Origin of the sequence: Lutibacter citreus (assembly GCF_003260195.1) — a bacterium.
Classification (GTDB): domain Bacteria; phylum Bacteroidota; class Bacteroidia; order Flavobacteriales; family Flavobacteriaceae; genus Lutibacter; species Lutibacter citreus.
Map to the genome: position 1 here is coordinate 88,340 of NZ_QEIH01000011.1, position 15,902 is coordinate 104,241.

General features: G+C 29.6%; 10 protein-coding genes. 4 read left to right on the forward strand and 6 right to left on the reverse strand.

Annotation, left to right across the window (positions count from 1 at the left end; genetic code table 11):
* Positions 1–8: 8 nt before the first annotated feature.
* Entirely contained in the window at positions 9–1,754 is a 1,746-nt protein-coding gene (locus DAD81_RS19150) for a CRTAC1 family protein (protein ID WP_111709929.1), read from the forward strand.
* Positions 1,755–1,912: 158 nt separating this feature from the next.
* Here the strand turns inward: DAD81_RS19150 and DAD81_RS19155 are convergent, their stop codons facing one another.
* Both DAD81_RS19155 and DAD81_RS19160 read right to left on the reverse strand, forming a co-directional pair.
* Positions 1,913–5,095, reverse strand: a complete 3,183-nt coding sequence (locus DAD81_RS19155) for a chondroitinase family polysaccharide lyase (protein WP_111709930.1) — start codon at positions 5,093–5,095, stop codon at positions 1,913–1,915.
* Positions 5,096–5,155: 60 nt separating this feature from the next.
* Complete coding sequence (locus DAD81_RS19160; RefSeq protein WP_111709931.1) at positions 5,156–6,343, reverse strand: glycoside hydrolase family 88/105 protein; 1,188 nt, start codon at positions 6,341–6,343, stop codon at positions 5,156–5,158.
* 488 nt (positions 6,344–6,831) lie between these two features.
* On the opposite strand from DAD81_RS19160, the gene yccS reads away from it, so the two are divergent.
* Genes yccS through DAD81_RS19175 form a run of 3 tightly spaced genes read left to right on the forward strand, consistent with a single transcriptional unit; the run spans position 6,832 to position 10,009 of the window.
* The gene (gene yccS, locus DAD81_RS19165) at positions 6,832–8,973 is read left to right on the forward strand and encodes a YccS family putative transporter (protein ID WP_111709932.1); all 2,142 of its coding nucleotides are present in this window, start codon (positions 6,832–6,834) and stop codon (positions 8,971–8,973) included.
* On the forward strand, positions 8,974–9,312 hold the full coding sequence (locus tag DAD81_RS19170) for a CidA/LrgA family protein (RefSeq protein WP_111709933.1): 339 nt from the start codon (positions 8,974–8,976) through the stop codon (positions 9,310–9,312).
* On the forward strand, positions 9,305–10,009 hold the full coding sequence (locus DAD81_RS19175) for an LrgB family protein (RefSeq protein WP_111709934.1): 705 nt from the start codon (positions 9,305–9,307) through the stop codon (positions 10,007–10,009). The genes DAD81_RS19170 and DAD81_RS19175 overlap by 8 nt, the downstream gene beginning before the upstream one ends.
* A gap of 94 nt (positions 10,010–10,103) precedes the next feature.
* Here DAD81_RS19175 and DAD81_RS19180 read toward each other — a convergent pair whose 3' ends face one another.
* From DAD81_RS19180 to DAD81_RS19195, 4 genes are all read right to left on the reverse strand, one after another.
* Complete coding sequence (locus DAD81_RS19180) at positions 10,104–11,582, reverse strand: pyridoxal phosphate-dependent decarboxylase family protein (protein ID WP_111709935.1); 1,479 nt, start codon at positions 11,580–11,582, stop codon at positions 10,104–10,106.
* Between the two features lie 280 nt (positions 11,583–11,862).
* The gene (locus tag DAD81_RS19185) at positions 11,863–13,164 is read right to left on the reverse strand and encodes a PAS domain-containing sensor histidine kinase (protein ID WP_179950080.1); all 1,302 of its coding nucleotides are present in this window, start codon (positions 13,162–13,164) and stop codon (positions 11,863–11,865) included.
* 850 nt (positions 13,165–14,014) lie between these two features.
* Positions 14,015–15,049: a S41 family peptidase gene (locus DAD81_RS19190; protein WP_111709937.1), complete on the reverse strand. Its 1,035-nt coding sequence runs from the start codon at positions 15,047–15,049 to the stop codon at positions 14,015–14,017.
* Positions 15,046–15,834, reverse strand: a complete 789-nt coding sequence (locus DAD81_RS19195) for a hypothetical protein (protein ID WP_111709938.1) — start codon at positions 15,832–15,834, stop codon at positions 15,046–15,048. The genes DAD81_RS19190 and DAD81_RS19195 overlap by 4 nt, the downstream gene beginning before the upstream one ends.
* Positions 15,835–15,902 lie beyond the last annotated feature (68 nt).

Here is a 15,902-nt window from a genome sequence, read left to right on the forward strand (position 1 = left end):
ACCCATATATGAAATATCAATACCTGTTAATACTGGTAATTATTGTTCAATTTATTAGTTGTGGAGAAAAGGAAAAACAACAAGAGAAATTAGAATTTACTGAAGAAGCACATGATTTTACAGCAGAAAGATCTAACAAGAAAATTAATCATATACAACTAACAGATATTACTAAAAAAGCAGGGATTAATTTTAAACACGTTAATGGAGCTTTTGGTGAAAAATGGATGCCTGAAACCATTGGAAGTGGAGGTGGTTTTTTTGATTATAATAACGATGGTTGGCCAGATATTTTTTTAGTTAACAGTTCATATTGGTCTAAACAAAAAACAGATGGTTCAAAACCTACACCGGCATTATATGAAAACAACAAAGATGGAACATTTACTGATGTAACTTTAAAAGCAGGCTTAGACTTTTCAATATACGGTATGGGGTGTTCTTTTGCAGATTTTGATGCCGATGGAGATATGGATATTTATATAACAGCGGTAGGAAATAACAAATTACTACAAAATAGTAGCGGAGTTTTTTCTGATGTTACTAAAAAAATGGGTGTAACCGGAAATGACACAAACCCTAAAAGCACACCAGCTTGGTCTACAGGTGTTGCTTGGGTAGATGTGGATCGTGATGGTTGGTTAGATTTATTTGTAAATAATTATGTAAAATGGACACCAGAAACAGATATTTATACAACAAGAAATGGCAAATCTAAGTCTTACGCAACTCCCGATATTTATAAAGGTGAATCATGTAGATTGTATAAAAATGTAAACGGTAATTATTTTGAAGATATTACTGAAAAAGCAGGGGTATTAAACGATCAAGGGAAATCTTTAGGAGTTGCTATTGCAGATTTTAACAATGATAAATGGCCAGATATTATGGTTTCAAATGATACGCAACCAAATTTTTTATACATAAATAACGGAGATGGAAGCTTTACGAATAGAGCGGTTATATCAGGAATTGGATATGATGAAAGTGGACTTGCTCGTGCAGGAATGGGAGTTGATATTACTGATGTGGCTAACGAAGGTAACCTTGCAATAGCGATTGGGAATTTTTCACAAGAACCATTGTCGTTATATACACAAACAGGAGGCCAAAATGTGTTTAGAGATAGAGCAGGTGAAGCTAGATTAACACGTGCCTCTTTATTAAACTTAACATTTGGTGTCAATTTTTCAGATTTGGATAATGATGGATTTGTTGAATTAATCACGGCAAATGGTCATATTGAACCAGACATTAATGAAGTACAACAAAACATAACCTTTGAGCAGCTTCCTCAAGTATTTTACAATGAAGGAGGTAATTTTGTTGATATTAGTAATCAGGTAGGTGAAACTTTTAAAAAGCCATTGGTAGGTAGGGGAGTTGTAACAGCAGATATAGATATGGATGGAGATTTGGATGTGTTGATAACCCAAAATGGAGAATTACCAAAATTATTCAGAAACGATTCTGATTCAAAAAATAATGCCATTTCAATTGTGCTTCAAGGGGAAAAACCTAATAAAAATGCTATTGGCTCTAAAATTACAGTTTGGAGCGGAGGTATGAAACAAAGTAGAATGGTTAGAACGGGGTCTTCTTATTTATCACAATCGGATATTAGTAAAACTATTATAGGGCTTGGAAAAAATCAAAAAGTAGATAGTATTAAAGTTACTTGGGCTGGGTCTGGTATAGAGAAGGTGTATAAAAATGTTGAAATAAATGAAACATTGATTATTGTTGAAGAATAATTTTTTTAATGTTTTGTCGTTTTTAGAAGTATATTAACAAACAAGGGAGTAAAAAAACATTGATTTTAATTGGTGTTAAAGGATTTTTCACCATTTCTTATCATAATAAAAAATAGTTTTTTTACTCAGACGCTATAAGGTCACAGAACCAGAATGAATTATTTAACCAATAATACTTCAGCACTTAACCCATCTCTACATTCAAATTCAATAATCGTTTCTTTTTTGTTAGAGGAAACCACTGTTGCTTTTTTATTATCTACAGTTTCAATTTCGGATAGCTGCTCTTTTATTTTCCATTGACCTTTAAGTGTTATTTGAACAGTAGTTGAGCGCGTAGGCCAGTAAAACCATTCACGACTATAAATGGCTAATTCTACACGAGAACCATTTGGTAATCGATCATCTTGTCCATCATAAATATTAAAGTCAGGATCTGAAAGTGCCAGCTTTATTCCTTCAGCTTCCTCTTTTACTACAAATGTAGCTGGACGACTTACTTTATTTACAATTCCTTTTTTAAGTACTACACTTTCGTTATATATTGCATATGCCGTGGTTGATAATTTAGGAGCTTTTACAATATGAGCTTTTTCATTTTGTTGAATAATTTCATAAGGTTTTGTTTTACTTTTCATTTCAAAAGCAAAGTCTTTCATTTTTTTTGAATCTGAATTGGCCATTATTACATAACTGTAATTAACATCTTGCGGAGCTTTTCCATGATTAAACCAAACTGTAGTAAATTTCCCTTTCACATCTTTACGACCATGTGCATCGGGATTTACTTGTTCTTTGCGTTGAAAATTTAGTGTTGTATTTTTAGGAACTGACGGAATATAATAACCTGTATTTCTATTATCAACCATCCAAAAAGGTTTGGTTGAAGTTATCGTATTCTCATAAGGAAATGCGTAAATACTTTCAGTGCTAAGTGTTAAAGGTGAATTCTCTTTAATTTCGTTTTGTAGAATGGTTGTTTCAACATCATATTCATTTAATCCACTTTTAATATTACTACCTACACAAACAACATAATCATTAAAGAAAAAATAAGATTTTTTACCACTAAAAGATTGTATGTTAAAAGCATCATGCCCTTTAAATGGAAATACAAAAACTCCGTTTCCTTCTTGTGAAGAAACACCGCCACAAAATGGTTGGTCTGAGAATAAATATTCACCACCTTCATCTTTAATTTGACCTGGATTTGTAATCATTTTATCATATGGTAAATGAACAGTTGTAGTTCCTGGCCAACGATGCCAATCATAACCGTTTATCCAAGTATTTTCTTTAGGACTTGTACTTCCTAAATCATTCCAATAGCTTACATCTAAATATCCATTAGCAATAAATAAGGAATATGCAAAATAACTAGGTCCCCAACTTTCAAACGGATATACATATTTGCTGTGTCCACGTACCGTGGTCATCCATTTATTTTCATTCCGTTTTACTCCAAGACTAGAATAAGACATTATTTGTAATTTAGGTTGTTTAAAACTTTTTCTTTTTGCAGATACTTCATTCAATTTACTTGTCCAATAGGAGTCCATTGGGATAGTTTTTTTTCTTAAGGAAATAATTTTAGTATATAAGTCTGCCAATTCAGCATCAAATGTGCTACCAGAAAGTGCTGCTAATGCAGGAAGGTTATAAAAGTTTTCAGGTACTGTATATGGATTAAAACGAATATTATCAAAAGCTCTTGGGCCTTTAAGCTCAGGAGTAAATACACTGTTAAAATACGTTTGGATGGCTTTTTTAATACGACCAACAGATTCATCTTTCATATGAAAAGGTGAGTCAGCCAAAAGGTAAGCCACAGATGTTAATCCGTAAACTCCTCGACCTCCATAGCCTAAAGTATGCCCAGCATGACGACAAACAGTACCATCTGCTTTTAAAATTTCATCTAAAGCTCCGGCATAAGCCGTTGAAACATTAGATAAATAAGATGAATAATGACGAAGATCACGAACTTTTTCTTTTGAATTTTTCATAATTAATGCGCTCAATAATCTTGGACGAATTAAACCCTGAGCATCATCAGCATCATTTCCTACACGACCTTTACACATATAAGCCATATCTTCTCTGTATACCTGATTAAAGCTATACATCCATTTCATTATATCAATAACGGGGTCTAGACGATTATTTTGTTCTAATACATCACGCATTAAAAAGAAAGCAGGAGCATGCTCACGAATTACATAGGCATAATGATGAATCCAGCCTAATCCTGCTCCATTAGCAAATCCTTGATCTATACCATAATCTACCAAATTCAAAAATAGTTGTTCAAGAGTAGCTTTATCACTTGTATTTGCAATAGATTGATACCGTTTAGCAATACTTAATAATAATTGACCATAGTCTCTCCAATTATAAATATCAGTTGTAATTTTCATTCCGCTATCCGCAAAATCACCTTTTATTAAATTACCTTTTATTAATGGTTTTCCATAAATTTCACTTCCTTCTCTTACAATTTTATAATCCTCATATTGTTTTACTAAATCAGAAATTGACTTGTTTTTTAATAACTGACGTTCATAGGATGGTAGAATATATTCACGGGCTTTTGTAGCCATGGCATCCATACTATTTGTTAATTCAGAACTAAGTTCCTCTAACTGAAAGTTTGGTTGAAACTTGCTGAATTCATAAATTAGGGATGCATACTGAGTAGACTTTCTATTGTGTGGTTGAATATGGGGTAACTGAGGATTAGGACTTTTAGTACGTGCTAACATTTGCATTGAAGTATTCATAACATCAATATAAAATGCACCTGAGCCTATTGCTGGAGCTACAATTTTTAAATTATCCATATCCTTATGAGGAACACCTTTCATATCGCCACGATCATAATGAATATAAACTGTTCGCCATCCTTTAAAGCCTAAATTATAATCAAAATGGCAATCTACTTTGTTTCCTCTTCCAAATTGAAAAATAAGACTTTGATTTCGTGGTTTTTCGTTATAAATCCACATAAAAAAACCTTTAGGTGCTTCCAGAATTATTTTGGTGGAATTTGTGTTTGAATGCACATTTTTTAACTGGTCTTTATTATAGCTTGAAGTATTAACTGGGAGTTGAGGTATATATCCTATAGAGGTTTTAAAAACTAAAGTATCATTGGATACCCAATTCCATTTTAAAGAAGATTTTCCGTCTTTTATTCTTTTAGTATCTAATTCTAACGTTCCTCCTCTAGTAGATAATCCATCTGGGATATTTTGTTCAAAACTCTCATAGGTTGAGGTGTTTTGAGAGAATACGGAAAGACTTAGTAAAAGGATACAAATGATTAAAAATGGTTTTTTCATATTGAAATAATCTGGTGGAATTTATATTTTTTTCGAAACAATATTTATTTATGGTCCAATTTATTCTAGTAAAATATGCATTTGCTTACCTGCAAGTAAAAATGCACCGCAACCATATTCTACAGTATCATCTTCATTTAATGAGAACGGTTTAGAACCAACTCGCTGTACAAATCCAATTTTACCATCATCTTTAATACATTCAACAAGTCCACTCCAAGCTTTTTCTACATGTGGTAAATATATTTCTTTATCCAACATATTGTTATTTACACCCCAGGCCATTGCATAGCAAAAGAAGGCGCTCGCACTAAATTCTTTTACAGGATATTGATCAACGTCTAACAGGGATGTACGCCACATTCCATCTTTACCTTGCAGAGATGCAATTTTCGCCATCATTTCCATATATAGTTGTTTGTACTTTTTTCGATTATGATAATCTCCAGGGGTATACGTAAGTATATCAACTAAACCTCCTACAACCCAACCATTGCCTCTTCCCCAAAATACTTTATTACCATTTTTGGTTTTTAATATTTCACCTTTTTTGTCCCATTTAAATCGTTCATCACGAAAAAACAAACTGTCTTCTTTACTATATAAATGGTTATAGGTATCCCAAAATCGAACATCCATTTCATTTAAATATTTTCTTTTTCCTGAACAAGTATATAATTTTAACCAAGCTGGTGGCGCCATAAATAAAGCGTCAGCCCATGACCAATTTGTGTCTCCCTGCCATCCAACAATAGGACCTCGTTTAGGGTTGTCGATAATATAATCTACTCTTTCATACATGTCTTCTAACACTTTAGGGTCTCTATTTACTAGAAAAATATCCGTATAAACACGTCCAATGGCAAATTCATCAGCATGTCTTTTACGTTCCCCTAATTTGTAATCTACTTTTTGACATAAACTATCAACATAATTAAAAATTTCTTTTTCTTTTGTAAGATCATAATAGGCCATCATACCAGATAAATATGTTGCTCTAACCCAATTATGTGTTGTAAGAGGTTCAATAATACCTCCAGGAATATACATAACATGAGGAAGGTTATTCTTTTGCCACTGTGAAGTTAAATTCATTAACTCTAAAACCCCACTTTTCGACATTGGATTTATATAATCTATAACTGTAATATCTTTTTTAATGGGTATAGAAGTAGTTGTGGAAGGAGTACTATTACATCCAAAAACAATGATAAAAATTAAAAAGATTGCTGTTTTATATATTTTCATTTAAAATGTTTTTCTAATGTTTGTTAATGGTTTGGTTATTGCAATTTTTGGTTTGATAAATTTAATAATTTTAAGGTTTAGAAACATTCTATTTTACTTATTATTATTACAATTTATTTAATATTAATCACAATGTTTTTTCGGGTATGTTTTACAAAGGTTTTGGCTAGGATTAGAGCAGGAAGAAAATCGATAGATTTTCAGTCAAGAACTAAGCAGAAGCTTTTTGTAAGGTTTTGTTTCTTTTGATTTTATAAAGCCAAAACAACAATATTTGGCGGCTTAGTAAATATACACAAAACTTTGAAGTAGAGCAGAAGCCCACATTAATTTGAGCCGGTGTTAGCTATTATTTTTTTAATTGTTCTCCAATTCTTAATTCCAAAGAATAATAATCTTATTATAGCTGTTTATCTATTTTATAAAGTATAAATGTATATTTTTCTATAGCTATTGATTACTTTTGCGGAGTAATTGTTTAATTAAAAATGAAACAACTCTCATTCTATTTAAAACAAATAGCCGGGTATAAATCTTTTCGTAATAATTTTTTGACAAACCCAAATAGATTGTTGGCTTTTAAAGCAACAATTGTAATTGGTTTTCTTGTTGTTTTAATGTTAAGTATTGGATTGCCTTTTTATGCAGTAACCTTAGGTTTAGGGGCTCTTGCTGGTGCGCTTTCAGAAACGGATGATCATCCAAATGGTCGTTTAAAATCTATGGCTTTGAAAGTGGTTAGTTTTGCAATTTCAAGTTTTTCGGTAGAATTATTACAACCTTATCCCGTTGTTTTAGCCCTTGGGTTAGCAATTTCAACAATAATTTTCATTTTAATTGGGGGTATAAGTGAACGCTTTAGAGGAGTGACTTTTGGAGCTTTACTTGTTGGTATTTATACTATGATTGGAGCGCAAATAAGTCCAGTTTGGTATATTCAACCCGTGCTGTTAACCTCGGGAGCTTTTATTTATGGAGTTTTTTCATATATACTATTACGAATAAAACCTTATAGTTTATTAGAAGAACAGTTGGCAAGAGGTTTTTCAGCTCTTTCATTATATTTTAATGAAAAATCTAAATTGTTTCCAAGTAATGAAAATGAAGAAAAAGAAATAAGAGCTGAATTAGCGTTGTTAAATGTGCAAACTGTTGAAGCATTAGATAAATGTAAAGAAGTATTAAATAGTTATAGTGAATCTATTAAAGATCAAAAACCATTAATACCTTATTTACATTATTTTATGGTATTACAAAGTTTACATGAAAGAGCTGCATCAAGTCATGAACGTTATGATTTACTAAGTTCCAATCCATTAAGTAAAGAGTTAATAGGGGGGATTAGACAATTATTGCATGAGCTTTCTCATGCTACTCAAAGTTTTGCTGAAAGTTTATTAACAGGTGTACCTTATAAGCATCCAATAGCTTTAGATTGGTTGGTTAATACTATTAATAATTTATTAAAAAATAATGAATTAAAAGCTGCTCATCCTTTAAACTTATTAATTAGAAATTTAAGAAGATCTAATCAAACATTAAAAGGTATTTATTATAATTATGAATCAGATTTATTACCTAAATTAGAAAAAGATAACCGTACTTATTTTGAACGATTTAAATCTCAGCTTCATATAAATCATCCCAGAATGCGACATGCTTTGCGTTTAAGCATTTCTTTTTTAGTGGGTTATGCGGTTTCTGAATATTTTCAAATAGCTAAAGGAGAATGGATTGTACTTACTATTTTATTTGTGATGCAACCGAGTTATAGTGAAACAAGAAGACGCTTATTTCAAAGAATATTAGGTACTTTTTCTGGAGTAGTTATAGGAATTTTAATTATTAGGTTATTTACGTTTTATGGCCAAATATTGTTAATGATTACTTCTGCATATTTGTTTTTAATATGGATGAAACGGCGTTATTCTGTTGGTGTAGTTTTTATTACCATTTTTGTGTTATGTGCGTTTAATATTATAGCGAATAAAGGTGTAGATGTGATGGCGCCTAGATTAATAGATACTTTGTTAGGAGCATTAATTTCATTTTTAGTAGTACGTTTTTTATGGCCAGAATGGCAATATAAAAAATTACCAGTTTTGTTGAAAGATGTAATACATAAAAATACGGCTTATTTTAGAGCTATATTAAATGAGTATAAACAATCAGCTACAGATGATTTAGCTTATAGAATTGCCAGAAGAGAAGCACATAGAGCAGATAATGCTTTAGTTATGGCTTGGCAAAATATGCAATTAGATCCTAAAAAACAGCAACAATTAAAAAATACGGCGTTTACTTTAACCTATTTAAACCATGCGTTACTTTCATACCTTTCTGCATTAGGAGCTCATAGAATTTCTCATAATAAAGACGCTGTTCAATTGTTGTCTTTTGAGAAACATATTTTAAAAGTGTTAGATAAAATCTGTAATTGGTTAACTGCCCAAGACAATTCAGATATAGAAAATATTGAAGATAGTTTAGAAGAAATTAGGAAGCATTTGCTAAATAACAATAAAGAAAATACTAAGATGCATAATATACTATTGTATAATATTGCTGAAGTTACTTTACAAATATTAGAAGAAGCAAAACTATTTAAACCTACGGCAAATAATAATTAAATGAATTTAATAAAACAAGTAGCAATAATACTAGGATTTTGGTTTGCAGGAGAATTACTTAGTTATATTACAAAAATACCTATTCCTGGTAGTATTTTGGGGATGCTTTTAATTGTGCTTGCATTAGAGTTTAAAATAATAAAACCGACACGTGTAAAACTGGTAGCAAATTTTTTATTAAATAATATGGCTATGTTTTTTATACCAGCTGGAGTTGGTATTATGTGTCATTTTAAAATTTTAAAACAAGAATGGTTACCAATTTCTGTAGCTATTGTTATAAGTGCCTTATTGGTGTTAACTGTTGTAGGAAAACTTATGGAAAGAAAAAATGATTAGTTTTTTAAATACACCACTGTTTCAAGTAAGTTTAACTTTAGTAGTTTTTATAACGGCTAAAAAACTTCAAAACAAGTATAAATCACCATTATTAAATCCAATTTTAATTACAGTTTTAGTAGTTATTGGTTTTTTATTAATTAGTGATATTTCATATGATGATTATAAAAAACACACTATGGTTATTAGCTTTTGGCTTGCACCATCTGTAATTGCATTGGGTTATGCTTTGTATAATTTTATTGAAGAAATTAAATCGGATGTTAAAAGAATTTTATTGGCAATGTTTTTAGGTAGTTTAACAGGTATTGTTTCTGTTATTGGTTTTGCATATTTATTTGGGGCTTCAAAATTAACAATCATTTCTTTAGCACCAAAATCTGTAACTACACCTATTGCTATTGAGGTTTCAAAAGAAATGGGAGGTGTTCCATCATTAACGGTAGCTTTTGTAATTGTTGTAGGTATTTTTGGAGCTGTATTTGGACATTCATTCTTAAAAATTATTGGCGTAAAAAATGCCAAAGCAGTAGGTTTAAGTTTAGGAGCAAGTGCACATGCTTTAGGTACAGCGAGTATTAGTGAGAAAGGACCAGATTATAGTGCATTTGGAGGTTTAGGGATGGCTTTAAACGGAATTATAACAGCAATAATAGCTCCTTGGGTGGTGCAATTAGCAATTTTTTTATTGTATTAAAATAAATCTATTCTCTATAATTTTTTGGCTTCTTTGTTGGTCTTTATATGTAAGGTTTTACTAGCCATTCGTTTTATATTTTAAACAATAAATATTATTTTTTAGATAATTTTAAATGAACTTTCTTACCCTTTTCTAAAACTATTTCAATAATTTCATTAATGTCTTTTTTAGAAGTTCTAAAATTTACAATACACGCTCTTAAACAATACTGCTCATTAACAATTGCGTTTGATAAAAAAACTTCACCGCCAGTTTGTAATTCATTCAATAGATTTTCATTTAATGTATTAAGGTAATTGCTGTTTTTTGTTTTAATTAATGGGTTGTATCTAAAAGTTGTAATACTTAAATTTTGAGAAATTGCTTCTAATTCTGGATGTTTTTCAGCAAGGTTAAATAGTATTTTTGAAAGTTCAATATCTTCACTAATTAGTTTTTCATAACCACTTCTACCAACTTGTTGCAATGTTAACCAAACCTTTAAAGCTCTAAAACCACGCGAATTTTGAAAGCCATATTCATAAAAATTTTGAGCTATTTCGTCCCCGTTATTGCTAAAATTATAATATTCAGGATGTGAACTATAAGTATCAATTAAATGTTGCGGGTTTTTCACTAATGTACACCCTGCTTCTAGAGGGCTATATAGCCATTTGTGTGGATCTAGAGCAATAGAATCGGCTTCTTTAAGTCCTTCAAATAAATAGTTGAATTTAGGAATAACCGCTGCAGGTACACCGTAAGCGCCATCTATATGGAACCATAAATCATATTTTTTACAAATAGCTGAAATTTCACTCAAATTATCAACAACTCCTGTGCTTACATCACCAGCAGTACCAATTACCATTATTGGTGTGCAATTATTCTCCAAGTCTTTTTTTATTGTAGTTTTTAAAACTTTAGTATCCATTTTATTGGAAGCATCAGTTTGTATCCAACGTATAGATTTTGTACCCAAACCAAATAAAATTACTGCTTTTTCAATCCAGGTATGTGTTGTTTTAGAGCAATAAATAGTTAATTTGTTAGATGAATTTTGAATTCCTTCTTCTTTAATACTTTTTGGTGCTTTTGCCGTTCTTGCAGCTAAGAATGCAGTGAAATTAGCCATATTTCCACCGCTAACTAATATACCTCCATAGCTTGGAGAGACTCCTATAAATTCAGCCAACCATTTAACCGTTTGTTTTTCAATTTCTGTAGCAATAGGACTTAAAATATGTGCTCCAACATTTGGATTGACTGAAGCCGAAAGTAAATCTGCCAATGCGCCAATTGGGGCAGCAGAAGAGGTAATATATCCTAAAAACTTAGGATGTCCATTAAGTAAAGAATGATTAAGTAATAAATCAGTCGCTTTAGAAATTAACTCGGTTGCAGGTTTCCCATTTTCTGGTAAGGATGAGTTTCCTAGTATATTTTGTAATTGACTAGGGCTTTCATTTGGAGTTACTGGTTTTTCATCTATTGTATTAATAAAATTGGAAATATCATCAATTAATTGATATCCAATTTTACGAAATTCTTCTTTATCCATTTCTATAGATGATCTCCTAATATTTTCCATAGTATTATTTTTTCTCTATTATTTCACTGTGTTTTGAGTAAATATAGCCAAAAAATATTTTAGAAATAAGTTGATTTTTATTCTAGCAAGATCTCCAAGGCAAGAAAGACAATTAAGAAAAGTTGTTTGTCAGTTTTTATTTAATAGAGTGAATTTTTAAGGTAATTTTAATAAAGTATAAAAGAAGTATTGGAATTTCATTTTTTTTAGATTCATTAATCAAAGTGTTTATAATGAGTGGTTAAAAAGCTGTTGAGTAAATCGTTTTCTTTTAACTATTTTATTTTTTTGGTAAGGAAAAATAAAATTTACTTCCAATGCCTAGCTCACTTTCTGCCCAAATTTTACCTCTGTGTTTATCAATAAAATCTTTACAAAGGATAAGGCCAAGACCAGTACCTTTTTCTTTCTCTGTTCCTAAAGTTGAATAAGAACTGTCAATTTGAAATAATTTTTCAAGATTACTTTTTTCTATTCCTACACCACCATCTATAACAGAGATTAAATATTCCTTTTCATTTTCTTTAGCAGTAATATTTATAGTTCCTTTTTGCGGAGTAAATTTTATAGCATTAGAAATAAGGTTTCGCAATATAGCTTCAATCATTGCTTTATCTGCATGTAGGGTAATTTTAATGGGAGTGTTTAGTACTATGCTAATTAATTTTTGTTCAGAAGTGGGTTTTAATAATTCTAGTGTAGATTTAATAATTGAATCAAGATCTATGTATTCTGGATTGAATTCCATTCTACCTGTTTGTGATCTCGACCATTCCATTAAATTAGACAATAATTCCATAGCATATTTTGAAGAACTATTAATAATTTCAGCATATTTATCAATTCCTTGATAATTTTTTTCTTTCACTTGATGACTTAATATTTCACTAAAACCTAAAATACCACTAAAAGGACTTTTTAAATCGTGTGCAATAATGGAAAAAAACTTGTCTTTCGTTGAATTTAATTCTCTTAAAGTAGCTTCACTTTCTCTAAGCTTTAACTCTGCTTTTTTACTATTAGTAATATCATTTATAACAGAAATAACACATTGTTCATCATTTATATTAATAATATTAGCTGTTATTAAGCCGGTAAATAATTCTCCAGATTTTTTACGGAAAATATATTCCCTTTCATTTATTGACTTTTTTGACTTTAATTCTGAAATAAATTTTAGACGGTGATTATTATTGTTCCATAAATTTATTTCATTTATACCCATTAATTCATTCGGTTCATAACCAGCAATTGATAGGGTGTTTTTATTTACTTCAAAAATTTCTCCATTCGTAAGTTTGGATAATATAACAATAAAAGGAGCCGCATGAAATGCTTTTGAAAATTTTTCCTCTTGAGCATTTACATCAAAAATCAGACGTTTATTATACATTAAAGAAATAGCATAAACAAGAAGTATTGAAATGGTTTCCCAAGATAGTAGAAATATGGATTCTGATGGTGATGATTTAAAATAGTCGGTATCTGATTGGTGATTTTGTAAAATATTAATAATATGAAGAGATTGAATGACAAAAACTGCACAAAAAACAAACCCAACTGGCCGCGTTATTTTACGCATAGATACTGGGGCCCTTTTTAGCATTAGAAAGGCTCCTTGAAAACTGAGCAGAATAAAAACCACTGAATGATTTATGTTTCTAGCATTTAAATTGGGTTCTACAAAAGTAAAATAGGAATGAACTAGAAAAAAAATAACAATTAAAATATAGTTTTGAATTTGGTATCCTTTTTTATTAATAAATTTTTCAAGTCCAATTATAAGAATTACAATAGATAAGATTGTTAGTGTATTAGCTAAAGGGATAGAAATCCAATCTGATACATGATTACGAAGAAATATAAAGATGATTCCTACTGTACTTATAAAAAAGCTGATGAGTATTAAGAAAGCCCCCGGAAATCTCTTTTTTATTTGAGAATACAAAGAGCCAATTAATATTAAATTAACAATACTAATTATAATATAGGTAAGGTAAATTGTTTGAATATCAATGGGGAACATGCAAATATTTAATTAGGGGTAAATTTTTAAAAAATAAATTATTTGATTGATTCAATAGTTTTTTATGATTTTTCATTAAAAAAAGTAAAGGTTGTTAATTTTTCTTAAACCTAAACTGTTTTTAGCTTTTTATTATCAAAAAATAAATCAAATTTATAATTTTTGCACTTACTTTATGCTTGTTAAGTAGATAACTGTTAATAGTAGGTAAAAGATTTTGCACTTGCCAGCTCTGTTAGGTAAGAAAGACTATTAAGAAAATTATTTATATAGGTAGGTTATGTAAAGTGTAAATTAAAACATTACTTAAAATGGTTAAATGCTTGTTTATTTAATTGGTGTTTAGTTTATAGAAAACTCTAAATTAACTTCAGCTACAATCTTTTGTATATTTTTTCTAGGTTTCTTATTCAATTTTATATTCATCAAAAAGATATTGTATTGCTTTTTCAATAACCTTATCATTTGAAGAAGTAATATCAGATTTATTATTTTTTGTATAAACATCTGGAATGTGACCAATGCCATCTAAGCTTTCTCCGTTAGGTAATAAAAACTTTTGAATAGAATAGTTATAATGCCAAGAATTTGGTAAAAATCGCATATTACTTACTGTTGAAAAATCTCCAGCTGTTGTGTCTCCAATTTGTACAATGTGTTTGAAAGATTTCATATGTAATAAGAATATTTCTCCTGCACTTATAGTTTTTCTATCTGTTAAAACAATAACAGGTTTTACATATGAATTTTCTTTATTTGGATAGGTGTGATATTGTTTTTTGTTATCAAAATCATCATGATTAATCCCGTTTCTAGTTTGAACGGTATATATAAAATGTTTTCCGTCTGAAAAGGCTTGTGCAATTTTTGATGAATATTTATCATCTCCACCAGTATTTTGTCTTACATCTAAAATTATAGCGCTATAATCTTTCAGTTCATTAATTACAGAGTTAATTATAGAAGGATTTTCACCATCCATAGTGCCTAAATAAATGTACCCAATATTTTTGTTTTTTATTTTACCAAAAGAAAGACCATCTTCAGATGGGATGTTGTTGACAAGATCTAAATATTTTGAAGTTAAGAGTTCTTTACTAAATTCAGATGTAGATTGTTTGTTTAAAGCATAACCTGAATGATAATTATTCCCATTTCCGTCAAATAAAACAGTATGGCTATCATCTAATTGCTCTATTAAATTTGAAAGAATATTCCAAAGTTCTTCATCTGATGTTGTCTCATTTATTTGAGGTCTGTAAATTTCATATAAATTATTCCAGTTTATATTTCTTATGGTAAATAAACTGTAATGTTGGTTGAAATCGTTCCAAAATATTTCAAAATTATTAATTGGGGTAATCGGTTCATCATCGTCTATAATTAAGTTGGTGCAGGCTGAAAATGAAATTAGTGCGAAAAAGAAGATTAGTTTTTTCATATTGGAAATTTATATAAAACACTTGTTGAAATTCTATTTGAAAAACTTGTAAAAGTATGTGTGCTTTTTGCACTTTTAATATTTAAATCATAATCAATTTTTAAATTAAAATGATTAGAAATTTCATGTTTATAATTGATGTTCCAGTTTATTGATTTGTATTCTTTAAATGAAGCCAACTTACCATTAAAAATAATTTTTAGTGGTTCGTTTTGGTTTTCAATAATATACTCATCTAAACCATTATAAGGAGGCCTACTTAAAAATTGAATTACTGGAATTGAAATTGTACTTTCTATATATTGTTTTGCCGTAAATTGTTTTGAAATTGCCGCACTTATAGATAACCCATTGGTTGAAAAATAACTAAAAGCATCTTGGTTATACCAATCCATATAAAGAATGTCTATTGAGTAGGAACCTCCTATATAAAAGTTGGTAGATTGTTGTTTTGTAAATATATTTTTTAAGTAAGCTATACCTATATTTGCTTTGTAATAGGAAGTTTTAAGTTTATTTAAGCGTCCAGAATTAAGTGTTCCATCGCCATATTTAGCATTAATTTTTAGTATGTTTTTTGAATGTTGTTCATAAAAAATAGAATAATATAATGCAGTTCCTTTTTGATTGAGTGGAGAAAAATTGGAGTCTTTAATATTATCAAAATTATATCCAATACCAATTCCTAAATAATTTATTATTGCTGGTAATGATTCTTTTTGTTGAGCAAAAATGCTAATTTTTAAAAAGAAAATTGAAAGTATTGTTAAAGCTGAAACCTTCATTTAGTATTTAGATGTTAGTTAATACAGCAATAATAATAGTATTTGAAGGAAAAAGAGTCCAAAATAAT

What these genes read in the sequence shown, in the direction of transcription:
- DAD81_RS19190 (WP_111709937.1), bottom strand. Translation starts at nt 15,049, where the DNA reads ATGAAAAAACTAATCTTCTTTTTCGCACTAATTTCATTTTCAGCCTGC.
- DAD81_RS19170 (WP_111709933.1), top strand. Translation starts at nt 8,974, where the DNA reads ATGAATTTAATAAAACAAGTAGCAATAATACTAGGATTTTGGTTTGCA.
- DAD81_RS19195 (WP_111709938.1), bottom strand. Translation starts at nt 15,834, where the DNA reads ATGAAGGTTTCAGCTTTAACAATACTTTCAATTTTCTTTTTAAAAATT.
- yccS (WP_111709932.1), top strand. Translation starts at nt 6,832, where the DNA reads ATGAAACAACTCTCATTCTATTTAAAACAAATAGCCGGGTATAAATCT.
- DAD81_RS19180 (WP_111709935.1), bottom strand. Translation starts at nt 11,582, where the DNA reads ATGGAAAATATTAGGAGATCATCTATAGAAATGGATAAAGAAGAATTT.
- DAD81_RS19185 (WP_179950080.1), bottom strand. Translation starts at nt 13,164, where the DNA reads ATGCGTAAAATAACGCGGCCAGTTGGGTTTGTTTTTTGTGCAGTTTTT.
- DAD81_RS19155 (WP_111709930.1), bottom strand. Translation starts at nt 5,095, where the DNA reads ATGAAAAAACCATTTTTAATCATTTGTATCCTTTTACTAAGTCTTTCC.
- DAD81_RS19150 (WP_111709929.1), top strand. Translation starts at nt 9, where the DNA reads ATGAAATATCAATACCTGTTAATACTGGTAATTATTGTTCAATTTATT.
- DAD81_RS19160 (WP_111709931.1), bottom strand. Translation starts at nt 6,343, where the DNA reads ATGAAAATATATAAAACAGCAATCTTTTTAATTTTTATCATTGTTTTT.
- DAD81_RS19175 (WP_111709934.1), top strand. Translation starts at nt 9,305, where the DNA reads ATGATTAGTTTTTTAAATACACCACTGTTTCAAGTAAGTTTAACTTTA.